The organism is Niallia sp. WK069_GA_01 (genome assembly GCF_983173855.1).
Genome location: NZ_OZ470138.1, coordinates 2,747,647 through 2,773,455 on the forward strand (window position 1 = coordinate 2,747,647; position 25,809 = coordinate 2,773,455).

Here is a 25,809-nt window from a genome sequence, read left to right on the forward strand (position 1 = left end):
CTCATTTTTGTTAACACATTAACTTCCCCGGTATGTTTGATAACCCCAAGGAGATATGAGCAGTGGAATATGGTAATGCTTTTCTTCACTAGCTGCAAAAAATCGAATCGGAATAATTTGCAAAAAAGGTGATTCCTCCCCCTTCTTTGAATTATCTTTAAAATAGTCTTCTATAAAAAAAAGCAATTCATATTCTCCAGTTGCAATTGTTTCCAATAAAATCGAATCTACTCTGCCGTCGTCATTTGTTCTGCCGCTCGCAATAAAGTCTTTTTTGCTTTCTTTTCCTTCTGTCTGAACCCATTTCCATAGCTCCACTTTAATATTGCTTGCTGGTTTTCCATTTGCTAAATCAAGAATATGTGTTGTAATTCCTGTTTTCATTTGAAACTCCTCGTCGATTTATTTTTAGTTAAAAATCATACTTAATTTAATCGTTTATCGTTTTATTCCTCTTCTACTAAATCGTGTAAACGATATAAGACAATCTGATGAATTTCTGATAAAGCCGTTTGAAATTCTTGTTCTGTATCTTGTTGGATTCTTTTTTCCATTTCATTATAAATCGAATCCTTTGTATGTCCCTTTACTGCTAAAATAAATGGAAAACTGAATTTTTCTAAATACTTGGTATTTAATTTCGCGAATTTTTCATATTCTTCTCCTGAAAGCGCGTCTAAGCCTGCACCTTTTTGTTCTTTAACAGAGGAATCCGTCATTTTTATACGACTTCCTAAATCGGGATGCGCTCGAATTAAATCGAGTTGATCTTCTTTCGATGCATCTTTCACAACATGTACCATTGTTTCATATAGCCCATTAAAACTAGTAAATGGTTTGAAATCCCATGATTTTTTTGCAATCCATGGGCTATGTTCATAAACCCAGCCAATTTTCTGAATAAAATTCATTTGATCCATTTTGTTAATTTCCTCTACTGTATACACTCGTCCACTTCCATTCTAAAAAAATAACTGTTTCTTTTTATTTTCCTTCTAAAATATCTACTGCACGAAGAATTCCTTCATATCCAGTACATCGACATAGATTCCCTGATAAGGCTTGTAGCACTTCCTCACGATTTGGCTTGTTATTTTCGTCCATTAATGATTTCAAAGCCATTATCATACCAGGTGTACAATACCCACATTGAAGCGCACCGCCTTGTAAAAAAGCTTCTTGTACTGGATGCAAATTTTTTGATGATACACTTTCAATTGTTTCTATTTCTGCACCTTCAAGCTGATATGCCAATATTAAGCAGCTGTTCACTAATTTTCCATTCATTATAACCGAACATGCTCCACATCTGCCTACTTCACAAGAGATTTTTGTTCCGGTTAATTGTAAGTCATTCCGCAATATATCTACTAGTCTATAAGTTGGCGGAATTTGCAATTCTCTTTGAATTCCATTGATTTTAACACGCAGGTATTGCATGACATTGTTTTTTGCTTCCACCTTTTTCTCTCCATTCAGATAAGTGGAGATTCTACCAATATTTACGGTTACTATGAACGGATCGATTACTGTTTTTCAAATAGGCGACTGGAAATCATATGGAGAAGCTCTTCTGAATGAACAGGAAGCTTCTTGATCCACAATCCTGTCGCATCGTGTATTGCTGCAATAATAGCCGGAGCAACAGCGACTGTTCCTATTTCGCCAACCCCTCTTGGACCATAATCATCTTCCTCAACAAGGGTCTCAACTGCTGTCACATTTGTTTCTTTAGGGATATCTAAAATAGTTGGAACTAAATAGGTATCGAGATTTTCTGTCATATAGCGTCCATTTTCCATCACAGCATCCTCCAATAAAGCAAAACCTAAAGCCATGTTGGCACCACCCTCTATTTGTCCGAGATATCCCCCCTGCAGGCATCTGCTAACAATTTTGCATGTTTTTGCACGAGCCTGTTTGTACAGCATTCTGCCAGAGTTGTAGCTGCACCGATTTCAAGATAAGAAATACTAGCATTTGAAGTTTCTGTAATCCCTGCAAGTTCTGTGATTTTTTCCATGCTGATCATCTGAGCTGGTCGTTTTAATCCTGCTTCCCAATTTAACTGTACGAATGTTCCACCAGAAATAAGGAGGCTGTCTTTTTGGTATATTTTTTTTACCTCCACAAGCGTTTTTGGAATATGAACAACGGTTTGATAAGAATCAAATTCCATTGCAGCCACCTCTTTCACTAACCTTCTTTTTTGGTGTGAAGACGAACATATTTTTTGTACATTTCTTGTGTATCTATATCGACAAAACAGCTTTCATCAGAAAATTCAATTTTTTTACCTTGTAAAATTCCTTTTGCCATTATTTTTTTGCCCCGTAATCGCCACTTATTTTTAATAGTTCTTGAAAAGTTTTGGCAGTAAAAACAATCGGTGGTTTTATATGGCCATTATGACTGCTAGCAATATAATCATCTTTTGCTGATTTGGATTGTGTTTCCAGCACATGAATCATATCTTCTGTTATAAATGGTTGATCTGCCAAACAGATTATTACCGTTTCTTCTTTCCTTTCTATCGCTTTCTTAATACCGCATCTAAGGGAATGGCTAAGTCCTTTTTCAGCGTCCATACCGACTATTATGTCTCCTCTTCCTTGTTGCAATTGTTTCATCATCCACTTATTTATCCAGTTTAAGTTGTCTTCTTTATTTACAATAACCAGAATATATTTAATGGAAGAAGCCAAAAGCTTTTCTAAGGCGATGCTGCCAAGCGGTTTATTAAAAATCGGCAATACTAGCTTTTTTCCCCCCATTCTGCTGCTTTTTCCTGCAGCTAAATAAATGGCGATCATATACTACCTACCTGTTTGCTGTACCGCTCTTTATTTTTCTCCTGAATTAATTGTGCAACGATGCTGATTGCAATCTCATTAGGTCCTTCCGCTTCTATAGGTAACCCAACAGGAAAATGAAGCCACTCTGGTATGGGGTAACCTCCCAGAATCCGACTTGCTCGTTTTTTTGAACCTAATAAACCTAAAAATCTCAATTTTTTTGGCAATAAATAGTGTAATAATTCTTTATCTTTTATAAAATTATGAGTCATAATAAGCACATAATCTTCATCTGTCGGCTGTATTTGTTTCATCGCCTCAATTGGATTGCCAATCATGATATGGTTAACATACGGGAATTGTTTGACATTGTTTAATCCAGGACGCCAATCAGCTAATGTAATAGAAAAACCAGCTTCCTTTGCATACATTGTCAATGATTTGGCATCTGGTCCAGCTCCATAAATAATCAAATGGGGAGGTGCTTTAAATTCTTGTTTGTAAATATATCTATTAAGCTGCTTGTTATGTACCATTTTATGATTGTCATATAGTGAAAAATTTATCGATTCATTAATATTCGTTCCAAATTTTTCACCTGTTTCACTTATAAAAAAAGAAGCAGTCATCTGAAAATCAGCATCTAATATCTTTATGTGATTAACAGAAATCTTTTTATCAAGCAAAGCTTTCAGTTTTGTATAGTCGTTTTTTATTGAAGTAGAAATATTCTCTACTATTATTTGTACGCTTCCATCACAGCCTACTCCCTGTCCCCAAGAGAAATCATCCTCTGAACGCAGATCATAAACTAAATGGCAGGCAGTTATATGATTTGCTTCGATTCGAGCTAAAATATCCTGTTCAACACAACCACCACTTAACAACCCAGTTTCTTCTCCATTTTCAGCAAAAAACATCATCGTGCCTTCTTTGCGATAAGCAGAACCTTCTACATGGATAATGGTCGCAAATAACTGGACCCATGACTATTTACGATAGATTGAATAACGGAATAACCATCTGAAGACATCTATTAACCTCCCATTAGTTTCTAGATCCAATCAACAGATTTGCCCCTGATTTATCGTTAAAAACGGAAAATTCAAAAAACTGTTCGCGTTCATTCCTTATGTTACAAAACATCACGTAAAATGTTATTTAAATCATCATATATCGTATAGAACAAAATGTCATTGTATTTTTTAACTAATATATATCATATTGATTAGCTAATTTATACATTATTTTAACCATGTATAGTTAAGAGCACGTACCAAGTTCAGTCTTAAAGCGACACATACACTAAAAAATCGATTGTTTGCAACTCTAAAGATGTCCAACAAGAATAGAAGTAGAACAAAGGTACAAGAAGTTTCATCAAATTCCGGAAACATCAGAAGTAAAAACGCGGTTGCATTTATGAGATAGGGGCAGTTCAACCATCAGTGACTGCCCCTTTACAAAGAAATAAACGTATCTTTTTATTTCTGCACTAACACTTCTTGCTTATTTTTTGCATACTGTTTCAAATACTTATAAATACAAGAAAGTACGTGAATCATTTGTTCTGTTTGATTTACGGTAGCAGATCCAATCGCAGCAATTTGAATCCAATTTCGTTTTACTAAATAGCTGCTTTCATATTGGATGCCATACCCCTGATCTTTCATCATGTCCCCAAGCAACACCGATTCTATATCAGCATCAATCTCAATCGTAATAATAGGAAATGCCGCTTTTTCTCTTTCTGTAATTACCGTAAACCCTTCTTCCATTAATGTATGATAAGCACTTAAATAAATGCTTCTTACTTTTTCATATCTTTTCACAAAGTCTTCTTTAAGACTTTCTTCTAATGCAGCTAATAAATGGGAAGAATGAGAATAAGGCACACTGTTTTTCGCCATATATTCTCCTAAATCAAGATAAGAAGGAATACACCTGCTGCTTTTTATCTCATGATGATGAAATACAAAAGACAAACCTGTTATTGCACCAATTCCTTTTCCACTAACGCCTGTAGCAAAGTAAACATTGTTTAAATGAACTGGTATTGCTCCGATTGAACTGATACAATCAACCATTATTTTAACTTTATTTTTCTCACAACAGTATGCTAACTGTTCAATCGAATTTATCATTCCTGTGGAGGTCTCACAGTGTACAAACCAAACCCACTTAATATCCTCCGTAAGTGCATCCAGCAGCTCTTCCTCTGTAAATGCTCGGCCCCATTTCTTTTTTAATGCTTTAAAAGACAGTTGAAATCGTTCTGCTCTATCTATTAATCTTTCTCCAAATTCCCCGTTGCTTAAAATAAGTCCTTTTTCATTTGCTGAAGCGAGCTGGGCGGCTACGCAATCATTGGCTAATGTTCCAGATCCCAATAAGACTTGAACATATTTAGCAGATGTTAGTTGACATAGCTGTTCTTGCACTCTTTTCATTTTGTCAGAAAAAATTGGATCTCGATGTGGTATGACTTCGCTAGCAAATGCTTCCATCACATTCGAGTTCACCGCTACAGGTCCTGGAAGAAAATTAACTTGCTTCGTAAACAACCTGCTTTTTTGTTTGAATTCTTCTATTATGGCATACATTGGCTGGTATGGAGCATCTTCTGTGCCAACTAAATGAGCAAAATCGGTGAATCCCATATGTTTATATAATTTTAACTGTCTTAATGTTCCACTTATTATGGCAACATCATGTTTGTTTTCCAGACAATATTTTAATAAAACTTGCATTAAACCAACAAATACCTTCGTGTTTCTGTATTCTTTTTTTACAGATAATAACCTTACTTCACATAAACTAACTGGTTTTACTGGTAAATAATGATAAACATCCCCTAGTTTTTTATCTAATGAAAAAGGTCTTTTATTATTAATCGCAACCATGCCGACCACCGTATCATGTACTAATGCGATTAAATATGTATTTTCCTTATGATAAGCATCTATCAATGATTTGTCTTCGTTTTTTTTATGCTGGGGGATTTCCTCAACAAATGTTTCATAATTCAATTGGTGAATTTGATCAATTTCATGTTGTAAAGTTGCTTTTTTAAATAGGTATATTGGATTTTTATTCAACCTTTTCACCACCTAATATAATAGAAAAATTTCAGCTTATTTTCTTATAAAACTCTGTGAAAAAATGTATAGTACCAACCCTTAAAGCGGCTTTTGTTCGAAAAGAAATTTTCTCCAAGAAATACGATGCGAAAAATAAATCATCAGCCATGTGACAATCCCAATTACGCTGCATAGCCAATTTTCTTCCGTAAACGAAAGCGCAGTACAAACAATAAATAATGCAATAAAACCTGGAATAGTAAAACCTTTATATAGTGGATAAAAAAGGAGAAATCCACTTATTATGAAAATAATAAAAATAGGTTGTATTGCTATTAGACCACCAATAAAGGTAGATATGCCTTTACCTCCTTTAAAGCAGAATAGCACCGGCTTTATATGACCAAAACATGCAAAAAACAACCCAGCTAGTAAAATCTCACTTGAAAATCCAGCATATTTTCCGACGACTACAACGATCACTCCTTTTGCAGCATCCCCTAAAAAGGTAAATAAAAAAGCTTTCTTCCCAAATAATCTTCCCGCATTCCTTGCACCAACATTTTTACTTCCTACTAAACGTATGTCTTTTCCTGACATTATTTTACCAACAATATATCCAAATAATATATTGCCAATAAAATAGGATATTAAATAATACCAAATAATCACTATCACACCTTATAATCTATTTCTTATTCGCCAACAAACTGATTATACACGAAAAGAATAAATTTACACAAATATATCTCCCTAATCTTAGTGTAAATAAGTGTTTAATTTTACCATACTTTATTAGATGAATATTTGCACTTTTTTTGCTATTTTCATTACAAATTTTTTTATTGAATATTTATTAATCTTTTCTTATGATGTATATAGAACTTATACAATTCTTATAAAAAAGCAAGATGATTACTCCTATATTTGCACAAAGAACATACCGTTTCTCTCGGCTTATATCAGTTTGAACTAGCAGCCATTTACAATTTTTATCTTAAATGGTGATGATGGAGAGCTGTCATCATCTGTTTTTTCATGCAATGGAAGAGGTGAATAAATGGACAAAGACATTATTAAATATATTCGGAAAAACTACGAAATGACGCAAAGAGATTTCGCAAAACTAGTTAATTGCAGTTTTGCATTAATTGCATTAGTAGAAGTCGGAAAAAGAAATGTTAGTAAGAATTTAGAAAATAAAATAAAAACTGCCTTTAATTTAGATGATCAGGATATTCAATCGATTACTTCTATTATTTCGGAATTCAGCAAAGGGATTCCTCCTTTCATGTAATAAAACGGGGGAAAATTTCTTTCAAGTGGATCGAACTTATCTTTTCTTTTTTTCATCAAGTAAATCATTTATCTGTAAACGTCCTTTAAAATGAAGGATGTTTTTTATTTTAGTACTGGTTTCATTCCTTCATTTACTATTACAAAATGGAAACTACTAAATTATATATACTTTTGCTTACTTATCTATTTTCTATTCCCTAATTTGAAAATATTTGTCATACTATTAATAGTGTGTGTTCAAAAAGAGAATAAAAGGGCAAAAGAAGTTCGAGGCAGCTTCACGTTAAGCAACGTTGAAGATCCTCTAGTTAACAAGGGAGAAGCAAATGATGAGCCAACGAAGAACTGCTACGTGTCCTTTTTACAAGAAAGACTTTTTGATCAACCTCTAATAAAAAATGGAGGTATTGAAATGGAAAGAGTAGTACTAACAAAAGATTTAAGTTTTTCAAGATTTATATATGGTTTTTGGCGTCTGGCTGACTGGAAATACAGCAAAGAGAAAACGCTAGAATTGATCGAATTTTGTATAGAAAATGGCATTACAACTTTTGATCATGCAGATATATATGGCGGCTATACTTGCGAGTCATTATTTGGAAATGCTTTGAAGTTGAAACCAAGCTTGCGCGAAAAAATAGAAATAGTTACAAAATGCGGCATTGTCCTTCCTTCTAAGAATCGTTCAAACCACAAAACTCATCACTATAATACAAGTAAAGACCATATTATACGATCTGTTGATCAATCTTTATCTAGTCTACAAACAGAGTATATAGATGCTCTTTTAATTCATCGCCCCGACCCTTTTATGGACCCTGCGGAAGTCGCTGAAGCATTTTATCAAGTAAAGAAACAAGGAAAAGTCCGTAATTTCGGTGTTTCTAACTTTAAAGAACACCAATTTAACATGCTGCAGTCGTATTTAGATGAACCATTAATAACCAATCAAATCGAAGTTTCTGCTTATCAGCTTGAAAACTTTGAAGACGGAACCATTGATAATTGCTTAAAAAACCGCATAAATCCAATGATCTGGTCCCCTCTTGCTGGAGGAAAAATTTTCAATGACACCAGTAGTAAAGCGATTCGATTACGTACAGCACTCGAAAACATTGCAATAGAAATTGGAGCACCATCGATTGATATCGTACTTTACGCATGGCTATTAAAACATCCAGGAAAGTTTATGCCGATAATCGGCTCAGGAAAAATAGAAAGGATTCTACGAGCCATACATTCTTTGGATTATTCTCTTTCCCTAGATCAATGGTTTGAAATATATCAAAGTTCATTAGGCCATGATGTTCCTTAATACGTCTTGTCTTTCCACAAAGTCCCCTTTTTTCTTCTAATTACATAGAATAACAAGAAAAAAGGAGGTGCGTCATGTCAGACAAAAAGAAATCACCACTTGCTTCACCTGTTTATACACCTGAAACATCAAAAACAGACTTTCCTAATCAAAAAATGTATCATCAGAACTTTTTACAAGATCATTTGCAAAATCAGCAAATTGCTTATGATAAGTTAACAGAATTAATACTTGCCATGCAGCAAACGATTAACAAAAATCAGCATGTTCAGCAAGGAAAGTTTGAGAAAATGAATCATAAGCTGCTTACTCAAGAAAGTATTTCGAATGAATTATTAACTTCTATTGCTGATCAGCAATCAACTTCTAAATCTTACGAAAACAAATTGGAGGCACTAGAAGTGTTAGCGGCAGAAAATACGAAAGTATTAGCAAAAGAAGCAACGATCAATCAAGCTATTCTTGATCAAGTATCTTATCAAGAACAAACGGTTAGATCTCTAACATCACAAATACAAGACTTTTCTAATCTATCCAATCAAATGAATGATAAATTAGACAAAGCGGATAAAAATTATCAACATGTTGCAGAAACATTGGAACTCCAAGAAATATTCCATCAAACCTTAGTGGAAAAAATGGATGCAAACGAAGCAAATATGAATAAAATCACTAGAGAATTAGATATGTTAAAAAGTATTATTTTTGAGAGATTCCATTCTTTAACAGATAAATTAGAAACTAATTTCAAATCCATTTCTAAACCGGTTCAGCGTTTTTTTCTGCAAAAAGAAAAGGAACCAAAACAATAAATTTTTCATCTTAAATAAAAAACGCGCAAAGAGAAAATCTTCTTTGCGCGTTTTTTATAAGATGAAAATGTAGTTTAAATTTGAGAGATGCCGAACTCCGACCTAAGGGATGCGAACAAGACGCATCCGCTTTTCTGTTGTCTAGCTTCGACGTACAGGATGTACAAGTGCCGATGTTGCAAAAGGACTTTGCGCACTTAATCGGCCTGCGGCTTGCCCCTGTGAAAGATAACCTTTTGTCTCTAAAAGTAAAGTACACTTTTTGAGTCAAAAGAACATTTTTCTTCGGGGCTTAGCAAGACGCATCCGCTTTTCTATTAATCTAGGATTTTTATTTTTATGGATTTTCTTCCCCAGTCTTTTGCTTCTTGAAGGCTTGGGACAAAGACGTCAATTTTATTTCCTTTGATCGCACCGCCTGTGTCTCCAGCAATAGCTGTTCCATAGCCTTCAACGTAGACTCTTTTACCTAATGGAATAACAGATGGGTCGACTGAAATAACTTTCTCATTCGGATTATCCTTTAAGTTAATTCCTGTAGCAGTAATACCTGAACAACCTTCACAGCTTGCTGTATATGCAGTGGCTGTCACTGTTAACTCCTGCCCACCGCTTTGTTCAGCAACAGCTGGCTTCGCGTTTTCGGTTTTAGCATTACTTATGTCTTGTTTCGATTCCTTTTGTGGTACTGTATTCTTTTTCTCTGTTTCGTCGTTATTATTATTTCCTTTAGCAATAATCAACATATCACCAGCATGAATAGTATCTGATTGTAAATGATTCCACTCTTTTAACTGATCAATCGTTATATTATTTTTTATCCCAATAGCCCATAAGCTATCACCATCTACTACTTTATATGTTTTTTCTTGTTCAATTTCTAATGTATCCGCAGCTTTAATATGGTCCGTTTCTAATTGATTCCAACTTTTGATATCGTCCACCGATACTCCATAGTCTTTCGAAATACTCCAAAGAGTATCACCATCTTTTACTGTAATTTTCTCTGCATGTGCCTCTGTAGCGAAAGTAGTTGCTATTGATGCACAAGCGATAAATGATAAGATTTTTTTCAAATTATTATACCTCCTTGACTAGCTTAACTAAGCTAACGGGTATAATCATAACATGAAAAGCATCTGTGAAAAGAACAGAGAGATATTAATTCGATTACTAATGTAACAATCACTTGACAGTTAGAAGTCTAATTATCAGAAAAATACAAAATAACACCTCTTATTACCTACACAAAATAAAAGAAATGATTTTCTACAGACTTTTCACCTAATCAAGAAACGATAGGGAATACTAGTTGGAAAGATGTTCCTTTATTTTCTTCACTATCTATATATACTTTTCCATGTAAATTTTCAATTATTTTAAAACTTACCATCAGTCCTAATCCGTTACCTTCTTTTTTTGTTGTAAAGAAAGGCTCTCCAATTTTTTTCAATTGTTCTTTCGCCATTCCGATACCGGTATCTTTTATCGTAATTTCAATCTCTTCACGCACTTTTACTTGAACAAAAATATCCCCGCCATGGGGCATGGCTTCAATCGAATTTTTGATAAAATTTAAAAATACTTGCTTTAATTTATTTTCATCGCATTCAATTATCGTTTCTTCTGTGTCATATTCAAAATGGATGTTGCTGTGGCTCTTTCTTAATTGATAATCAAGGATAGAAATGACATTTTGAATGATCGGAATTAGTTTTTTTCTTTCCAATAAAGCAACTGTTGGTTTAGATAACATCATAAATTCTTCCACTATGGAGTTCACTCGTTCAATTTCATCCAGAATAATTTCAAAAAATTCCTGTCTGTTTTGATCCAATTCATCAAGACTCAAAAATTCGGCATAACCTTTAATTGAAGTTAAAGGATTGCGAATTTCGTGAGCAACACCTGCTGCTAGTTGGCCAATCGCAGCCAATTTGTCTTGGCGGTGAAGAATTTCTTCCGTTTTTTTCTTCTCTGTTATATCATTTCGAATAGCTAAATATTGATAAACCTTATTATTTTTATCTTGAAATGGAATAATCGTCGTATCCACCCAATAATAGCTGCCGTCCTTTGCTTTATTGCGGATTTCTCCCTTCCACACTTCTCCACTCGAGATCGTTTTCCATAATAATTGAAAGAATTCTTTAGAATGATATCCAGAATTAACAATTCGATGATCTTTTCCTATTAACTCCTTCTTGCTAAAACCTGAAATAATACAAAACTTATCATTTACACTAATTATTTTTCCCTGACTGTCTGTAAAAGCAATAATGCTTGACTGATCCAGTGCAAATTTGATTTCACTTACTTCCTTAATGCTTTCCTCTAATTTTCCTAAGACATTTTTTTGTTCCGTAATATTTCTTCTAATGGAAACGTATTGGTAGGGAATCCCCTTTTTATTTACAAAGGGGACAATAACTGTATCCACCCAATAGAAGGTGCCGTCTTTTGCCTTGTTTAGTATTTCCCCTTTCCAAATATCACCTTTTTTTATCGTTTTCCACAAATCCTTAAAAAACTCTGGAGGATGATATCCAGAATTAACGATTCGATGATTATGTCCTATTAACTCCGATCGTTGAAATTTCGATACTTCCACAAATTTATCATTTACATATGTAATAATTCCGTTGTTATCCGTAAAAACAACGATGGATGATTCATCAAGAGCATGTTGCATATCACGAACATTTATATCGCTTACAGCGAGCTTTTCCGTTATAAGGCTACTAGTTCCTATTAGCCCTCCTAAGATTAAAATAGTAATAAATAATACTACATATACAATAAAGCTATTATAATAATCTGGTGATATTTCAGTCCATTTAACCGGAGTTGACTTATTCAACATCAAATACTGACTAACAATGGTTACAAGCGTCATAACAAAACAACAAAAGGGTCTAATAAAGGAAGAAGGAATACGGGTTTTTTTGGTTCGATAAAATGAAAACCAAATAGAATAAGAAAAACCAAAAAATAATAAAACAAAACTAATAAATAATGAAAAAAGATTATATTGAATCGTGCTTCCTATAGAATACAATCCGATAATAAGCACCGAAAGCATGGATAAACTAAAAAAGAATGCTCCAATAAAAATGCGGTGTTTATTATGTTCTTTATCTAATAAGGAATAAAAGGCCATTCCGCTAAAACAAATGCCTATAAGCATGGATAAAATAGTGATCGGTATTTCATAAGTTGCGGTTGCATAGATGTTGTTTGCCATCATACCAATAAAACTCATAATCCAAAAACCAAACCCCATCGAAAAAGTGCTTGCCAGAAATAATAATCGACTGTTTTTTTCAGCATTTCTTACTAAATAAAATAAATCAAAGGAAGTATAGCATGCCACATATAATAATAGAATGCTTACAAAAATAAGAATGGAGCTGTACAATATTTATCCTCCTATACATAAAATGAAGATCGTTATCGTTCATAATCAAGTCTCTCTCTATGTTTAGAGGCTATCTTGATTAACATTTCTTAAACGCTATACGATTAAATTTTTATGATTTAAAAAAACTGTTTCAACTATGATTGTAATGGAAATACAATAGGGAGGAAAGTACTTTTTTCACACCAAAAGGATATCTCGATAAATAAAAGCGTATTCCTTTTTTAAAAAAGGTCATCTTACCATTTATATTTTTTCCTTTATATACAAGACTATTCATTTTTATTCCACTGGTTATCACACTTCTTTTGTCTCCTTCACCCTAAACAATATAATACAAATTTTTCAAATTATATTTTTTATAAATAAGAGAAAACTTTAATAAAGGAGTGAACAGCAAAATGAAGAAAAAGAAAGAATTGTTATTAGATAAAAAAAATTTACAGTCCGATATTCGTGGAGATTCAATCGATGATTTAGCAAATATGGAAGCAGCCAATGTAATGCTTAGTGAAAAAGAGATCGGACAGCAACGGGAAAATTTATAATAGAGAGGAAAAAAAGGATGACTACAATTGATCCAAAAAATATACAATTAGGTGATGAGGTTTATGTTATCTATCACAACCCACATACACCAACCGTATCAAATGTGAAACCAGCAGAAATAGTGCCACACCCAAAGAATCCAGAGGCTTTTGCATTATTTCTAAATGATACCTTTCATACGATTGAGGATGATGATGCATTATTCCAAACAGAAAATGATGCACAAATTGCTTATAACGAAATGTATCAAGAAGATAGTGAATATTACTAAAAACGAAAAATAAGCAGCAGCCAGAATACACGTAGACTTCTGCGGGAATGCGAGAAAGGATAGGGTGTATCCGGCGCTCCCACGAAGAGCAAAGTGTATTCAGGCTGCCAATTCCAATTCAACAATCCATTCGGAGAAGCAATCAAGTCTAACTTGCTTCTGAAAATTAATTAATAATTTGCGGTAGTTCTCTCATTTCCATTGAGGTTTCATTTCCACATAGCGGGCATTTTAAGTCCTCTGTCGCAAAATCCTTTCTCATCCATCCATGACAGGAATTGCATGCATACACTTCTAAATTAATTAATACCTCTTCTGGCTTTTCTTCTGATCCTTTTCGATTGAAAAATATTGGAATCGCCCCCTTTTTTAGTTAGTATGAACAATTTTTAAGAAATTAGTAATTTTTTTGTTTTATTCTTGTTTATCTTACAATTAAAAGCACTATTCAGTAGCATTAGCAGCCACTGTTTCTTTTTATGGTATGATAACTTTATTATCATTTCGTACTAACGAAGGAAAGGTGCTTATATATGTCAGAAAAAATATATTATAATTCCCCTTATACTAAAAAATGGTCAACAAAAATAACAGAATTGTGGGAAGATGAAGAAAAAATCTATGTGACATTAGAAAAAACCAACTTCTATCCTGAGGGCGGCGGCCAGCCTTGTGACAAGGGGACCATAGAAGGAATAAAAGTGATAGATGTGCAGCTAATCCAAACCAAAGTTGTTCATCAGCTAGAAAAACCCCCATCTAAAACGGAAGTAGATTGCATAATAGACTGGCAAGTTCGTTTTGATCATATGCAGCAACATACTGGTCAGCATTTACTTTCTGCTGTACTGTATGACCTTTATGCAATTCCAACTACCAGTTTTCATCTTGGCAAAGACCACACTACCATAGATTTAAAAATAGAAGATTTACATAAACATCAATTAGTAGAAATGGAACAAAAATGCAATGCCTTAATAAATGAAAACAAAAAAATCAGCACTTATTTTGTTACGAACAAAGAACTGAAAAATATCCCTTTAAGGAAACTTCCATCTGTATCCGAACCAATTCGTATTGTGGAAATGGAAGAGATAGATTTCTCCGCATGTGCAGGTACTCATGTAAAAAGCACTGGAGAGCTCGGACTATTAAAATTAATAAAAACAGAAAAACACCGTGGTCAAATAAGATTGTTTTTTTTAGTCGGAAACAGAGCAATGAAGGATTATCAACTTTCTCAACAAATCTTAGATCAATTAAGTGATCTATTTCAAACAAATAAACAGCTGCTAATGGATCGTATTCAAAAACAAGAAGAAGAGAAAAAACAGCTTACGAAGGAAATGGACAAATTAAAAGCAGAAAACAGCAAATTTTTATTAGATTCCATTATGTCTAATCAAAACAGCCCGCTTATTAGAAAGAGTTTTACGAATAAACCTTTAAAAGATTTGCAGCAAACAGCGAAAGAAATAGTAAAAGAACAGAAGTACATTGTATTATTTTCCTCTACGCTTGAACGAAAAGCACTGCTGATGCATAGTGGGAATTATAATTTCTCTTGCGGAGATTGTTTTAAACAATTTTTACAAGCATTTAATGGAAAAGGCGGAGGAAATAAAACCCAAGCACAAGCCATTTTCTCATCACAAGAAGATTTGAACGATTTTCTCGAAAAAGTTCAGACTGAGATCAATACTTTTATATAAGTCCGCCTCCTATATATCTCCTAAGAAGACTGTCCACCTTTAAATAAAAGAGGCTGGGACATAACTAAATAGATAATGTGTAAAGACGAACATGCTCTAATTTAGCACTTAAATGCTTACTTCCTTATACTGGTTATTTATGTTTTTTAATATTGTTAAGTAGAAAAACTATGTTGTTCCATTGCGCTACAGACACTCGCTTTCCGCGGGGAGAAAGGAAGCTGATCATCCTCGTTGCTACTTGCGGGGTCTAAAGCCTTTCCTCTACTTCCCGCAGGAGTCGAGTGTCTTCCGCTCCATTCCACTTCGTTTTTAAAGGCTACCTTCTAAAACCTAATTCTTTTACCGAGAAAAAAATGAAATAGATTGGAAAATGAAGCAGCCTGCATACACGTAGACTCCTGTGGGATTAGCGAGACAGCTGAGACCCTGCAGGCCAATGGCCGAAGCGGCTAAAGCCGAGCCCCACGGAAAGCGAAGTGTATGCAGGCTGCGGGTGATGACCACAAACCTTCTTTTTTACATAAATAAAAAACCCGAACCATGATACGAAATATTTTTACATCTTCTGTATCATGGTTCGGGTTTATCTTAGGCTGGAATACTTATGCTCCAGCTTCTTTTTTATGAAAGTAATGAAGCAAATGCCACAGTACCTACACTCTCTTTTCTCTCACTCATCCAACATACGGCTAGTTTCCTCTCCATTGCTCTTCTCCAATCCCATCACTTCCAACACAATTTTAATCATGAAATAGCTAATATGTTCTGAAACTATTTCTTTTATTGGTTTTAATTTCTCCGGGCCAACTTCTGATATCGCTGTTTGAATTTCCGTTTGATCTGTTGGGGTAACGAACATGCTCCAATCATTTATTTTTCCTTCTTTTCCACAACGAAGCAGATGATTTTCAATGGTGATACTGCTTAAATCTCGATTTTCAGCAATTTCTTTTATGCTTTGGCCAGACAGAAATAATTCATAGCTTATTAAATGAGAATTCTCCACAGCTGCTGCTTGTTTCCTTTTTCGCTTATTAGAAGGTATCGGTGGTATTGGCATTGTATGAATGTCCTCTTCCTGATGATTACTTTTAAAATGAGCAATCTCTTCTATAAATGTTTGGCCATATTTTTTCAGTTTAAGCTCTCCTACTCCTTTAATATGAGAAAACTCATTTAAAGTAGCTGGTTCATCTGCTGCTATTAAACGTAAAGTTTCATCAGAAAAAATAACAAATGGAGGGACTTTTTCTTCTGCTGCAATTTGTTTTCTAATTGCACGTAAATGTTGAAATAATGCATTATCCGCTGTCAATTGATGTGCAACAACTTTCTCTTTGCGCAGCACTGTTTTTTTTCCTAATAATACTTCTTTCCCTTTATTGGTAACCTTCAATAATGGCAAAGTGCCTGTTGTCACCTCAATATAATTATCCGAAATTAAAAACTCAATAAAATCACTTACATCTTTAGCAGACTGTTCTTTCATTAGCCCATATGTCTTAATCGTATGCAAAGAAAAGTCGAGAAGTTTTTTATTTTTCGAACCTGTTAGCACTTGAGCAACCATTGTTTTCCCAAATCGCTCTCCCATTCGAATAATGCAGGATAAGACCTTTTGTGCTTCTGTCGTAACTTCTACTGTCAAACGGCTATCTTTGCAATTGCTACATCTTCCGCATTTCTGCTCTGTTTCTTCCCCAAAATAATGAAGAATATATTCTTGTAAGCACTCTTCTGTATGACAATAGTTTATCATCGCCTGCAGCTTATCAAGGTCTTGTTTCTGCTTATCTGGATTTGTTGTGTTTTGATCAATTAAAAACCGTTGAATGCGTATATCTTGTGCAGAATATAAAACAATACATTCACTTGGCAACCCATCCCTGCCAGCACGACCGGCTTCTTGATAATAACTTTCCATATTTTTAGGCAGCTGATAATGAATACAATAGCGAATATTTGATTTATCAATCCCCATTCCAAAGGCTGTTGTTGCAACCATAATGGAGCAATCATCATTAATAAAACGCTGCTGCTCTGTCTCTCTGTCTAGATCTCGCATTCCGCCATGGTATTTTGCTACCTGTAACTTTTTCTTTTTTAAACGTTCATATAATTTCTCGACATCTTGTCTTGTAGCAGCATAGATAATACCTGACTCTTCCTTATTTTTCGATATAAACGCATCTATAAAAGATAATCGGTCCTCTCCCTTCACAACGGAGAAGGAAAGATTCTCTCTTTCAAATCCAGTTATAACAGTCTGTTGTTCATTTATTTGAAGTTGTGTACAAATATCTTTTTGTACTAACGGAGTTGCCGTTGCTGTCAAAGCTGCTATTATTGGTTTTTTATGTAGTTTACGAATCATCTCACCTAAGCGCGAGTAGCTTGGCCGAAAATCATGTCCCCATTGTGAAATACAATGAGCTTCATCGACTGCAATGAATGGAATATCTACTTCATTTAAAATATCAATAAAAAAATCTGCCTCTAACCTTTCTGGTGCTACATACAACAGTTTATACTTTCCAGCTTTTATTGCACGCACTCTTTCCTCTACTTCTGTCGATTGCAAAGAGCTGTTAATAAATGTTGCAGGAATACCAACAGATGTTAATGTATCCACTTGATCCTTCATTAAGGAAATAAGCGGGGAAATAACAACCGTTACACCATCAAAAATCATCGCTGGAACTTGATAACAGATCGACTTTCCTCCACCAGTTGGCATAATACATGCAACATTTTCTCCGCTTAATAGGTATTGAATCACTTTTGCTTGTCCATCTCTAAACTGATCATAACCAAAATAGTCTTTTAAAATGGTTAATGCATTATTAAACATATAGTTACCGATGCCCTCCTAAAACAATAAGAATAAGGTGATTATACTTATCTATTTTATCATGAAAATCTCAAAAAAAAGTCCAAAAGAAAAGCTTTTTAAAAAGGCATGTATATATGCCTAAGTATCGGCTTATATACATGCCCCTTTTTATATTATAACCAAGCTGCTCCAACAATGATTAATAGAATAAACAATACTACTATTAATACAAATCCATTACCATAACCGCACCCAGTAGAAACTGGTGCTACAGGAGCAGCATAACCACATCCACAAGAACTTCCATAACCGTATCCACCATATCCATAAGCCATTTATAAAACACTCCTTATTTTTTTATCTTATTTACTAAAAACCGATATAACTTGATCCTACAATGATTAATAAAATGAATAGCACTACAAGTAGAGCAAAACCTCCACCGAAGCCTACTCCACCTTCTGGATGACCACCCATTTAATCCACCTCCCTCATACACATTAGCATCATATGTAATGACAGCTTGTCAGGAATGGGCGATTTTCACTTTTCCTAAAAAAACATTTTAGTTTTTATTTATCTTGGAGGAATTATGTATACCCGATGGATAGAGGCATTCCGTTTTGATTTCTTCCCACAGGCGTATTTAAATTATTGCTCATACGATGAAGTTAGGCTATTTTCTCAAAGGAGTTGTATTTAACGGATAAAGGGGAGTGTTAATGTACAACCATTCCATTCAAAGACAGCCAGAAGAAATATAGAATGCCTTCTATTCCATCCAATTTATTGGACAATCAGAAAAATGGGATAAATGCTAATGCTGCAATTAAACCGAGTGAAACACCAAAAGCTGCTCCAGCCCAGCCCCAGCCCCAGCCACCACCATAACCGGGATAGCCATAGCCAAACCCGCCGTAATTTCTGCGATTGCCTCCTAGAGGTCGAATATATACTTTATTGCGTGTAACTCTGTCAATAATACCTGTGTGTACATTTCCATCATGTGTTCTAATACGAACACATTTTCCAATTCCATTTGAACATTGATTATAATAATGTGACATGTTTTCCACCTCCAACGTTTACTCTCTACTATCCTATGTACAAGTTGGAAATTCGAATGGACAACCATCACGAGATAACAGCGGAATTTACCAATCCATATCGATTCTTTTCACAAAAAAAGTGACAACCCTTTTAATGAGAGTTATCACTAATATAATTATTACCAAATATAGTTTTTCATTCAACAGAATGAAGAACTCCTCTTTTCTTCGGATATTTTTCCATTTTTTCCTGTTTTAATAAAAAAATATTTAACACAATACCTACTGCTGTTAACATGCTAAAAAATAGATATACGGAAAAGATGCTGTATTGATCAAAGATAAATCCGCCTAAAAAAGTATTAAACCAATTGCCAAGACCATTTCCAATGGCAGAATAGAATGTTATAGCGGTTGCCATCATATGGACAGGGGCAATTTTTTTTACATATTGTAATGCTGCTGGAATAAATAGACCCACTCCAAAACCTTGTAAAAATGCTGTTGTGTATATCAACATAAGATTCGGTTCAAGAAAATAGAAAATCCATCTAACCAATGAGAGAATTCCTGCTAGCAAAGTAATTTCTAACATGCCAAACTTACTAATCCATCTACCAGCAATACTCATAAAAGGTACTTCTGATAGAACCGCAATTAAAAAGGCAATTCCAATACCTGTATATGTTCCCCCACTGTTTTCTACAAATAAACCAAAAAAAGTGTTATTTGCCAAATTAGGACTGAAAATCATAAAGGTAATAGCCAAAAAAAGCATATATTTTTTATGAACAAGTAATTCTTTTATCCCTTTAAAAGGATTTTTATTGGTTGTCGCTTTTGCTTTCGGCATCTTATTAGTCGAAAATGAACAAATAAGCAGCGACATAAAAAAAGCAAAAAATATCACATTAGGCTGTATATCAGATAATTTCCCCATAATAAATACAGCAATTCCAAACCCTAATGCTCCAAACATTCTTATATGCCCATAATCCAAGTTATTTTCACTTGTATATTTAATTGTAATACTGTCAGATATAGGCACAATCGCACTTTGAAAAACAGCTAAAATTATCGCTGTCAATAAGATTAAAACAAATGTGTCAAAAAATAGATAGCCTAGGCTGAATATTCCCGCAAAAAATGTGCATAATTTAAGAATAGTTGAGGGAGAATTGGTTTTGTCAGAAAGCATCCCCCAAATTGGTTGAAAAAAAATCGTGATTACCGGTCCAATTGACATGATAATACCAATCTCAAAACCGGATAAGCCAATTGAATTTTTTAAGTAAACGCTTAACAAAGGCAATAAACTTCCACTGCCGAAAAATGCAAAAAAATAAAAACCTTGTAAAATATAAATTTTTCTGTTGCTGTTTTTCATCATTCTTATGCTCCTTTGCTTGTCTATTATAACGTAAGAGCAACAGACAATAAATGGTTTCTTTTACATAAATGCTTGTATTTATTTCACAATGAAAGAAACTGGACAATCTCATCTGTTAATAGAAAAAAGCCAAAAATTTTTATCACTCAAAAGCGCTAAGGCAAGGAGGCGACTTAACATGTTACAAGCAGCTTTTTGGGGCGCATTTGCAAGTATGTCTTTATTTATCGGTTCTATCATTGGGATTTTTTTTAATCTGCCCCAAAAAATCATTGCTTACTTAATGGCACTAGGGACAGGGGTACTAATTGGTGCCTCTTCATTTGATTTACTAATGGAATCTTTACAGACAAGTGGACTTTGGCCAACCTCCACGGCATTTCTTTTAGGCGCATTGCTCTTTACTATTATCGAAATATTTTTATATAGAAAAGGTGGAACAAACAGAAAGCGTTCCATAAAAAAAAAGGAGAATCATTCTGGACTTGCTATTTATATTGGAACATTAATGGACGCAGTACCTGAATCTTTAATTATCGGCTTAAGTATCCTTACAAATAACAAAGTGGATGCGTTATTTATTATTGCTATATTTATCAGCAACTTTCCTGAAAGCTTATCCTCCACAGTAGGATTAAAAAAAGACGGGTATTCATCTAAAAAAATTCTTTTCCTATGGTCAAGTGTCATTCTCATATCAAGTATTAGCAGTCTAGCCGGTTTTCTCTTCCTTAAGCATTTTTCTGTTACTGCAATAGCAAATATCGAAGCATTTGGTGCTGGTGGATTAATTGCTATGGTATGCTCCACTATGCTTCCAGAAGCCTTTGAAAAAGGCGGTCCAGTTGTTGGGTTTATTACTTGTTTAGGTTTAATGATCTCTTTAGCACTTACTTCTATTTAGACAGTGTGAAACATTCCGTTATTAAAGTTAATTTTCAAAAAAATTGGCGAGACTTCAGCTATACATACAATAAAAAAAACCAAAGAGAGGCTGAGACATAACGAAATAGATAATAGGTAAAGACGAACATGCTCTCATTAGCACGTAAATGGTTACTTCCCTATACTGGTTATTTATGTTTTTTCATCTAGTTAACTCAAACTTCGCACCTTCAAATTCGTTTGCAAGTCTTGATATTACTTGGCTTAAGAACAATAAAATGAGGGCTTGTTTTTTATTGTGGGGGTTGCTTTCCACTACGGGTTGCTTCGCTTTCCGCGGGGTGGGTGCTGAGCCTCCTCGGCGTTGCCTTGCGGGGTCTTTAGCCTTCCCACATTTCCCGCAGGAGTCTTCGCACCCTCCGTTACAAGCAACCTGTTTTAGAATAAGTTCTTGTCTTCGAATTTCATTGCAAGGTATTATTGTTAAACAATGGAGCGATGATTTTTTTAGAAGATAAGAAAGGATAAAATTTTTGAACTTAGATGAGTGTCTAGCTCCAGTACCTAGCCCCGGTGAGTATTGCCCCATGCCTCTAAAAGTAAAAAGCACTTTTTGAGTCATGTAAACATTTTTCTTCGGGTCTAAACAAGGCGCTTGTACTTTTCTTATTCAACGTTGTTCTCCCAAAATGTGCACTTTTAGTCTATTTTTATAAGATGGATGTTTTCACTAGTTCAACGATAGCAACTAACGAATCAAAACGGCTTGATTGGAGTGTAAGGTGCGAGACTCCTGTGGGATTAGCGAGACAGCTGAGACCCTGCAGAACGGCTAAAGCTGAGCCCCACGGAAAGCGAAGTGTATGCAGGCTGCGGGTGATTAACACAAACCTTCTTTTTTACATAAATAAAAAAACCAAACCATGATACGAAATGTTTTTTACATCTTCGTATCATGGTTCGGATTTATCTTCGGCTGGAATACTTATGTCCCAGCTTCTCTTTAACGTCATTTTGCGATTTTCTTTTGTCCTACTACTGTTTGATTAACTTTTAATTTCGTTTTTTTATCGGAGAAAATATAAACATTTAGTGCGCCAACAAAAAATGCTCCACCTACTATATTTCCTAATGATACAGGTAGCAAATTATGCAGAGCAGCAGAAATTGTAACGCTTTCAGGATGAGGAACGATTAAAGCAATGGAAAATAAAGACATGTTTGCAATGCTGTGTTCATACCCTGAAATCATAAAACCAAAAACAACTAAAATAGTAGCAAAAATTTTACCAACATCCCCTTTAATATTCATAGGAAGCCAGATTGCTAAACAAACAAGCCAATTACAAAGAATGCCTTTTACAAATAATTCTGTCGTAGTAGCACTCATTTTTGTATTTGCAACTTCCATTAGCCACGTTGATTTTTCAACATGTTGAAAAAGACCTGTAAAATGAATAAGAACAGCAAAAAATAAAGCACCAACTAAATTGCCAAAATAGGTTGTAACCCAATTATAGAGGGTATCTTTCCATGTTGTTGCACCTTTTAAAGTACTCATCGTAAAAGCCATCGTATTGCCAGTAAACAATTCCCCACCGCAATAACTAATCAATACTAAGGCAATTCCGAAAAACAGACTTGTCATCATATATGTGGCAGGTGAATGAGCATCTGAAAAGGGTTGTGCGAGCTTATAACAAATCATAATGGCGAAACCGATATAAACACCTGCTAAGATTGATTTTGTGAAATAGCGTAAAAAAGATTCATCAATGGTAGTCTTCTTTTTCAATGCATAGTTAAGCGCTTTCTCAATTGGTTGAATGTCCATATATTTTCATCCTTTCTTTGATAGTTGTATTATACTTTACAACTTTCCAAAGAAGATTGTGTAAATTTGAACAATCCTTGACATTTTTAAATTTTTTCGCTTGCCCTCTTTTCCCACATTTTTTAACAAGCTTCTGAATAATTCATTCAACAAAGTCACTAATCTTACCTATTACTAGAAAATGAACATACCACTAGGAAGACTTCCTAATTAAACACCATATTGCTGACTCCGATATAATGAGATTTAACGTTTCACTGATCCATTAAGTCAAATGCTAATACAGGAAATCTTCCTTTTTCCTAGTTTTTGTTTTCATATATTAGAAAATTACCTTTCTTATTTAATGAGACGTAGAAGAAGTCAGTTTATTATTTTGCTGAATTGGAACAATGTATTGTGATTTTGGTTTTGTAAAACTTATTTTAATACCAGATTTTTTCATTTTATTTACTAAATCGACAAGCTGTTTTTTTGCCATAATACCTACTCCTTTACGACTTGTTTTATTTATCATACTGGGTAATTATGAAAAAAGAATGAACGAATTATAAATTTTTATGTATTATTGTTTTTTTGATTCAATAATTAATAGGCATTCCTTCATTTTTAACGCTTACAATAATATATTCTATTTTTAATCTACTTTCCCTTTAAATTATTTTGATTTTTTCCTTCTCTTTTTGCATTCTTCTTATCTTTACGAATAAAAAGTGAAAAGGATTCGCTCTCAAGTATGAAAAATGATATACTTTTATAGATATTGTACCTTGGAGGAAACTAATTACATGATAACAGTAAGCAATGTAAGTCTTCGATATGGCGACAGAAAATTATTTGAAGATGTTAATATTAAATTTACCCCAGGAAATTGTTATGGCTTAATCGGTGCAAATGGTGCCGGAAAATCAACTTTTTTAAAAATTTTATCTAATGAAATTGAGTCTCAAACAGGCAATGTATCTCTTGGTCCTGGAGAAAGATTAGCGATTTTAAAACAAAATCACTTTGAATTTGAAGAATACGAAGTGTTAAAAGTAGTAATAATGGGACACTCTCGTCTTTATGAAGTAATGCAAGAAAAAGATGCCATTTATATGAAAGCAGATTTCACCGATGAAGATGGCATGAAAGCAGCTGAACTGGAAGGAGAGTTCGCTGAATTAAACGGTTGGGAAGCAGAATCTGAGGCAGCCATCCTTCTAAAAGGTCTTGGCATTGGCGAGGATCTACACTCAAAAACAATGGCTGAATTATCTGGTTCTGAAAAGGTAAAAGTTTTGCTTGCACAGGCATTGTTCGGTCAGCCTGATGTACTTTTATTAGATGAACCTACCAACCATCTCGATCTTCATGCGATTCAGTGGCTAGAAGAATTTTTAATTAACTTTGAAAATACCGTTATTGTTGTTTCACATGATAGACATTTCTTAAATAAAGTTTGTACACATATTGCAGATTTGGACTATGGAAAAATACAAGTATATGTTGGGAATTATGATTTCTGGTATGAATCAAGCCAATTAGCTTCAAAAATGGCAAATGATGCTAATAAGAAAAAGGAAGAGAAAATTAAAGAGCTTCAAAACTTTATTGCAAGATTTAGTGCAAATGCATCTAAATCCAAACAAGCAACTTCCCGTAAAAAATTATTAGATAAAATTTCATTAGATGATATTCGACCATCATCAAGAAAATACCCTTATGTTGGCTTTACTCCTGAAAGAGAAATTGGAAATGATTTATTACGTGTTGAAAATTTATCTAAAACAATTGACGGAGTTAAGGTACTGGATAATATTAGCTTTATTATGAATAAAGAAGATAAAATTGCTTTAGTCGGTAAAAATGAATTGGCAAAATCGACTTTATTTAAAATTTTAATGGGTGAAATGGAAGCAGACAGCGGTAATTTCAAATGGGGAATTACGACATCACAGAGTTACTTCCCTGCTGACAACTCAGAGTATTTTAACGAAGATGATGAAACACTTGTTGATTGGCTTCGTCAATATTCACCTAATGATCAAACAGAAAGCTTTTTGCGCGGGTTCTTAGGAAGAATGCTATTCTCTGGAGAAGAGGTATTAAAAAAACCAAGTGTCCTTTCCGGAGGGGAAAAAGTTCGCTGTATGCTATCAAAAATGATGTTAAGCGGAGCAAATGTATTGCTTTTAGATGAACCAACAAACCATTTGGATCTTGAATCAATTACAGCTTTAAACAATGGCTTAATTAGTTTCAAAGGATCTTTAATGTTTGCATCACATGACCACCAGTTTATTTCATCTATTGCCAACAGAATTTTGGAAATTACACCAAACGGCTTAGTTGATAAACAAATGAATTATGATGCATATTTAGAGGATACTGAATTACAAAAGCAAATCGTGCAAATGTACAAATAATATGAAACGCTATCTAGTAGCGTCCTTTCATTAAATAATTCTGTTAGAACAGAGTAGCAAAAAACGCTTGGATTTTATCTCCAAGCGTTTTTTTATTCTTGACACAGACTTATTCAAATAGCACATATGCCAGCTCCATCTGTTTTATAGGCTCTT

Annotated in this window: 27 protein-coding genes and 1 pseudogene; 8 read left to right on the forward strand and 20 right to left on the reverse strand. The window is 34.1% G+C overall.

Annotated elements, in window-relative coordinates; all coding sequences use genetic code 11:
• Positions 1-18 precede the first annotated feature (18 nt).
• The 10 genes and pseudogenes from uraH to AC5LWL_RS13170 all read right to left on the reverse strand — a co-directional run bounded on the left by uraH (position 19) and on the right by AC5LWL_RS13170 (position 6,547).
• The gene (gene uraH, locus AC5LWL_RS13125; RefSeq protein WP_493434715.1) at positions 19-384 is read right to left on the reverse strand and encodes a hydroxyisourate hydrolase; all 366 of its coding nucleotides are present in this window, start codon (positions 382-384) and stop codon (positions 19-21) included.
• 62 nt (positions 385-446) lie between these two features.
• On the reverse strand, positions 447-947 hold the full coding sequence (gene uraD / locus AC5LWL_RS13130) for a 2-oxo-4-hydroxy-4-carboxy-5-ureidoimidazoline decarboxylase (RefSeq protein ID WP_493434716.1): 501 nt from the start codon (positions 945-947) through the stop codon (positions 447-449).
• 37 nt (positions 948-984) lie between these two features.
• On the reverse strand, positions 985-1,440 hold the full coding sequence (locus AC5LWL_RS13135; protein ID WP_493436608.1) for a (2Fe-2S)-binding protein: 456 nt from the start codon (positions 1,438-1,440) through the stop codon (positions 985-987).
• 86 nt (positions 1,441-1,526) lie between these two features.
• A pseudogene (locus AC5LWL_RS13140) lies at positions 1,527-1,871 on the reverse strand (molybdopterin cofactor-binding domain-containing protein); the annotation flags it as partial.
• Positions 1,853-2,179 carry an FAD binding domain-containing protein gene (locus AC5LWL_RS13145; protein ID WP_493434717.1) on the reverse strand — a complete coding sequence of 109 codons (327 nt, stop codon included), beginning with the start codon at positions 2,177-2,179 and terminating at the stop codon, positions 1,853-1,855. The pseudogene AC5LWL_RS13140 and the gene AC5LWL_RS13145, both read right to left, overlap by 19 nt.
• 17 nt (positions 2,180-2,196) lie before the next feature.
• Positions 2,197-2,319, reverse strand: a complete 123-nt coding sequence (locus AC5LWL_RS13150) for a hypothetical protein (RefSeq protein WP_493434718.1) — start codon at positions 2,317-2,319, stop codon at positions 2,197-2,199.
• A complete protein-coding gene (locus tag AC5LWL_RS13155) occupies positions 2,319-2,813 on the reverse strand; it encodes an NTP transferase domain-containing protein (protein ID WP_493434719.1) in 495 nt (164 codons plus the stop codon). Before AC5LWL_RS13155 ends, AC5LWL_RS13150 begins: the two co-directional genes overlap by 1 nt.
• Entirely contained in the window at positions 2,810-3,760 is a 951-nt protein-coding gene (locus tag AC5LWL_RS13160) for an XdhC family protein (protein WP_493436609.1), read from the reverse strand. The genes AC5LWL_RS13155 and AC5LWL_RS13160 overlap by 4 nt, the downstream gene beginning before the upstream one ends.
• Before the next feature lie 519 nt (positions 3,761-4,279).
• Entirely contained in the window at positions 4,280-5,893 is a 1,614-nt protein-coding gene (locus tag AC5LWL_RS13165) for an aminotransferase class V-fold PLP-dependent enzyme (RefSeq protein ID WP_493434720.1), read from the reverse strand.
• Positions 5,894-5,974: 81 nt separating this feature from the next.
• Positions 5,975-6,547, reverse strand: coding sequence for a glycerol-3-phosphate acyltransferase (locus AC5LWL_RS13170; RefSeq protein ID WP_493434721.1), 573 nt, complete (start codon positions 6,545-6,547; stop codon positions 5,975-5,977).
• A gap of 388 nt (positions 6,548-6,935) precedes the next feature.
• On the opposite strand from AC5LWL_RS13170, the gene AC5LWL_RS13175 reads away from it, so the two are divergent.
• The 3 genes from AC5LWL_RS13175 to AC5LWL_RS13185 all read left to right on the forward strand — a co-directional run bounded on the left by AC5LWL_RS13175 (position 6,936) and on the right by AC5LWL_RS13185 (position 9,301).
• A complete protein-coding gene (locus AC5LWL_RS13175; protein ID WP_493434722.1) occupies positions 6,936-7,172 on the forward strand; it encodes a helix-turn-helix transcriptional regulator in 237 nt (78 codons plus the stop codon).
• Positions 7,173-7,586: 414 nt separating this feature from the next.
• Positions 7,587-8,489 carry an aldo/keto reductase gene (locus AC5LWL_RS13180; protein WP_493434723.1) on the forward strand — a complete coding sequence of 301 codons (903 nt, stop codon included), beginning with the start codon at positions 7,587-7,589 and terminating at the stop codon, positions 8,487-8,489.
• 74 nt (positions 8,490-8,563) lie between these two features.
• Entirely contained in the window at positions 8,564-9,301 is a 738-nt protein-coding gene (locus tag AC5LWL_RS13185) for a hypothetical protein (RefSeq protein ID WP_493434724.1), read from the forward strand.
• 317 nt (positions 9,302-9,618) lie between these two features.
• Here the strand turns inward: AC5LWL_RS13185 and AC5LWL_RS13190 are convergent, their stop codons facing one another.
• Together AC5LWL_RS13190 and AC5LWL_RS13195 are read right to left on the reverse strand one after the other, a co-directional pair.
• On the reverse strand, positions 9,619-10,377 hold the full coding sequence (locus AC5LWL_RS13190; protein ID WP_493434725.1) for a 3D domain-containing protein: 759 nt from the start codon (positions 10,375-10,377) through the stop codon (positions 9,619-9,621).
• A 212-nt stretch (positions 10,378-10,589) separates the two neighbouring features.
• Positions 10,590-12,719 (reverse strand): PAS domain-containing protein, encoded by a 2,130-nt coding sequence (locus tag AC5LWL_RS13195; RefSeq protein ID WP_493434726.1) that lies wholly within the window; start codon positions 12,717-12,719, stop codon positions 10,590-10,592.
• A 401-nt stretch (positions 12,720-13,120) separates the two neighbouring features.
• Between AC5LWL_RS13195 and AC5LWL_RS13200 the strand changes: the two genes are divergently transcribed.
• Positions 13,121-13,267 carry a hypothetical protein gene (locus AC5LWL_RS13200; protein WP_493434727.1) on the forward strand — a complete coding sequence of 49 codons (147 nt, stop codon included), beginning with the start codon at positions 13,121-13,123 and terminating at the stop codon, positions 13,265-13,267.
• 17 nt (positions 13,268-13,284) lie between these two features.
• Positions 13,285-13,539, forward strand: coding sequence for a transcriptional regulator SplA domain-containing protein (locus tag AC5LWL_RS13205; RefSeq protein ID WP_493434728.1), 255 nt, complete (start codon positions 13,285-13,287; stop codon positions 13,537-13,539).
• A 166-nt stretch (positions 13,540-13,705) separates the two neighbouring features.
• Here AC5LWL_RS13205 and AC5LWL_RS13210 read toward each other — a convergent pair whose 3' ends face one another.
• The gene (locus AC5LWL_RS13210) at positions 13,706-13,897 is read right to left on the reverse strand and encodes a cold-inducible protein YdjO-related protein (RefSeq protein WP_493436610.1); all 192 of its coding nucleotides are present in this window, start codon (positions 13,895-13,897) and stop codon (positions 13,706-13,708) included.
• A gap of 175 nt (positions 13,898-14,072) precedes the next feature.
• On the opposite strand from AC5LWL_RS13210, the gene AC5LWL_RS13215 reads away from it, so the two are divergent.
• A complete protein-coding gene (locus AC5LWL_RS13215) occupies positions 14,073-15,251 on the forward strand; it encodes an alanyl-tRNA editing protein (protein ID WP_493434729.1) in 1,179 nt (392 codons plus the stop codon).
• Between the two features lie 673 nt (positions 15,252-15,924).
• Here AC5LWL_RS13215 and recQ read toward each other — a convergent pair.
• The 5 genes from recQ to AC5LWL_RS13240 all read right to left on the reverse strand — a co-directional run bounded on the left by recQ (position 15,925) and on the right by AC5LWL_RS13240 (position 20,526).
• Positions 15,925-18,105 carry a DNA helicase RecQ gene (recQ, locus tag AC5LWL_RS13220; protein ID WP_493434730.1) on the reverse strand — a complete coding sequence of 727 codons (2,181 nt, stop codon included), beginning with the start codon at positions 18,103-18,105 and terminating at the stop codon, positions 15,925-15,927.
• Between the two features lie 155 nt (positions 18,106-18,260).
• On the reverse strand, positions 18,261-18,422 hold the full coding sequence (locus AC5LWL_RS13225; protein ID WP_493434731.1) for a YjcZ family sporulation protein: 162 nt from the start codon (positions 18,420-18,422) through the stop codon (positions 18,261-18,263).
• A 34-nt stretch (positions 18,423-18,456) separates the two neighbouring features.
• Entirely contained in the window at positions 18,457-18,564 is a 108-nt protein-coding gene (locus tag AC5LWL_RS13230; RefSeq protein WP_493434732.1) for a YjcZ family sporulation protein, read from the reverse strand.
• Between the two features lie 320 nt (positions 18,565-18,884).
• Positions 18,885-19,154: a hypothetical protein gene (locus AC5LWL_RS13235; RefSeq protein ID WP_493434733.1), complete on the reverse strand. Its 270-nt coding sequence runs from the start codon at positions 19,152-19,154 to the stop codon at positions 18,885-18,887.
• A 178-nt stretch (positions 19,155-19,332) separates the two neighbouring features.
• Positions 19,333-20,526: an MFS transporter gene (locus AC5LWL_RS13240; protein WP_493434734.1), complete on the reverse strand. Its 1,194-nt coding sequence runs from the start codon at positions 20,524-20,526 to the stop codon at positions 19,333-19,335.
• 178 nt (positions 20,527-20,704) lie between these two features.
• Between AC5LWL_RS13240 and AC5LWL_RS13245 the strand changes: the two genes are divergently transcribed.
• Positions 20,705-21,430 carry a ZIP family metal transporter gene (locus AC5LWL_RS13245; protein ID WP_493434735.1) on the forward strand — a complete coding sequence of 242 codons (726 nt, stop codon included), beginning with the start codon at positions 20,705-20,707 and terminating at the stop codon, positions 21,428-21,430.
• A gap of 990 nt (positions 21,431-22,420) precedes the next feature.
• On the opposite strand, the gene AC5LWL_RS13250 is transcribed toward AC5LWL_RS13245, so the two are convergent.
• Both AC5LWL_RS13250 and AC5LWL_RS13255 read right to left on the reverse strand, forming a co-directional pair.
• Positions 22,421-23,245 carry a formate/nitrite transporter family protein gene (locus AC5LWL_RS13250; protein WP_493434736.1) on the reverse strand — a complete coding sequence of 275 codons (825 nt, stop codon included), beginning with the start codon at positions 23,243-23,245 and terminating at the stop codon, positions 22,421-22,423.
• Positions 23,246-23,588: 343 nt separating this feature from the next.
• Positions 23,589-23,726, reverse strand: a complete 138-nt coding sequence (locus AC5LWL_RS13255) for a hypothetical protein (protein ID WP_493434737.1) — start codon at positions 23,724-23,726, stop codon at positions 23,589-23,591.
• 307 nt (positions 23,727-24,033) lie between these two features.
• Between AC5LWL_RS13255 and AC5LWL_RS13260 the strand changes: the two genes are divergently transcribed.
• The gene (locus AC5LWL_RS13260; protein WP_493434738.1) at positions 24,034-25,653 is read left to right on the forward strand and encodes an ABC-F family ATP-binding cassette domain-containing protein; all 1,620 of its coding nucleotides are present in this window, start codon (positions 24,034-24,036) and stop codon (positions 25,651-25,653) included.
• Positions 25,654-25,809 lie beyond the last annotated feature (156 nt).

Bases quoted from the DNA above. Each gene is read 5' to 3' on its own strand.
- AC5LWL_RS13245 (WP_493434735.1), top strand. From the start codon at position 20,705: ATGTTACAAGCAGCTTTTTGGGGCGCATTTGCAAGTATGTCTTTATTT.
- AC5LWL_RS13180 (WP_493434723.1), top strand. From the start codon at position 7,587: ATGGAAAGAGTAGTACTAACAAAAGATTTAAGTTTTTCAAGATTTATA.
- uraH (WP_493434715.1), bottom strand. From the start codon at position 384: ATGAAAACAGGAATTACAACACATATTCTTGATTTAGCAAATGGAAAA.
- AC5LWL_RS13200 (WP_493434727.1), top strand. From the start codon at position 13,121: ATGAAGAAAAAGAAAGAATTGTTATTAGATAAAAAAAATTTACAGTCC.
- AC5LWL_RS13255 (WP_493434737.1), bottom strand. From the start codon at position 23,726: ATGGCAAAAAAACAGCTTGTCGATTTAGTAAATAAAATGAAAAAATCT.
- AC5LWL_RS13250 (WP_493434736.1), bottom strand. From the start codon at position 23,245: ATGGACATTCAACCAATTGAGAAAGCGCTTAACTATGCATTGAAAAAG.
- AC5LWL_RS13215 (WP_493434729.1), top strand. From the start codon at position 14,073: ATGTCAGAAAAAATATATTATAATTCCCCTTATACTAAAAAATGGTCA.
- AC5LWL_RS13145 (WP_493434717.1), bottom strand. From the start codon at position 2,179: ATGGAATTTGATTCTTATCAAACCGTTGTTCATATTCCAAAAACGCTT.
- AC5LWL_RS13240 (WP_493434734.1), bottom strand. From the start codon at position 20,526: ATGATGAAAAACAGCAACAGAAAAATTTATATTTTACAAGGTTTTTAT.
- AC5LWL_RS13185 (WP_493434724.1), top strand. From the start codon at position 8,564: ATGTCAGACAAAAAGAAATCACCACTTGCTTCACCTGTTTATACACCT.
- AC5LWL_RS13155 (WP_493434719.1), bottom strand. From the start codon at position 2,813: ATGATCGCCATTTATTTAGCTGCAGGAAAAAGCAGCAGAATGGGGGGA.
- AC5LWL_RS13135 (WP_493436608.1), bottom strand. From the start codon at position 1,440: ATGCAATACCTGCGTGTTAAAATCAATGGAATTCAAAGAGAATTGCAA.
- AC5LWL_RS13260 (WP_493434738.1), top strand. From the start codon at position 24,034: ATGATAACAGTAAGCAATGTAAGTCTTCGATATGGCGACAGAAAATTA.
- AC5LWL_RS13235 (WP_493434733.1), bottom strand. From the start codon at position 19,154: ATGTCACATTATTATAATCAATGTTCAAATGGAATTGGAAAATGTGTT.
- AC5LWL_RS13225 (WP_493434731.1), bottom strand. From the start codon at position 18,422: ATGGCTTATGGATATGGTGGATACGGTTATGGAAGTTCTTGTGGATGT.
- AC5LWL_RS13150 (WP_493434718.1), bottom strand. From the start codon at position 2,319: ATGGCAAAAGGAATTTTACAAGGTAAAAAAATTGAATTTTCTGATGAA.
- AC5LWL_RS13205 (WP_493434728.1), top strand. From the start codon at position 13,285: ATGACTACAATTGATCCAAAAAATATACAATTAGGTGATGAGGTTTAT.
- recQ (WP_493434730.1), bottom strand. From the start codon at position 18,105: ATGTTTAATAATGCATTAACCATTTTAAAAGACTATTTTGGTTATGAT.
- AC5LWL_RS13230 (WP_493434732.1), bottom strand. From the start codon at position 18,564: ATGGGTGGTCATCCAGAAGGTGGAGTAGGCTTCGGTGGAGGTTTTGCT.
- AC5LWL_RS13175 (WP_493434722.1), top strand. From the start codon at position 6,936: ATGGACAAAGACATTATTAAATATATTCGGAAAAACTACGAAATGACG.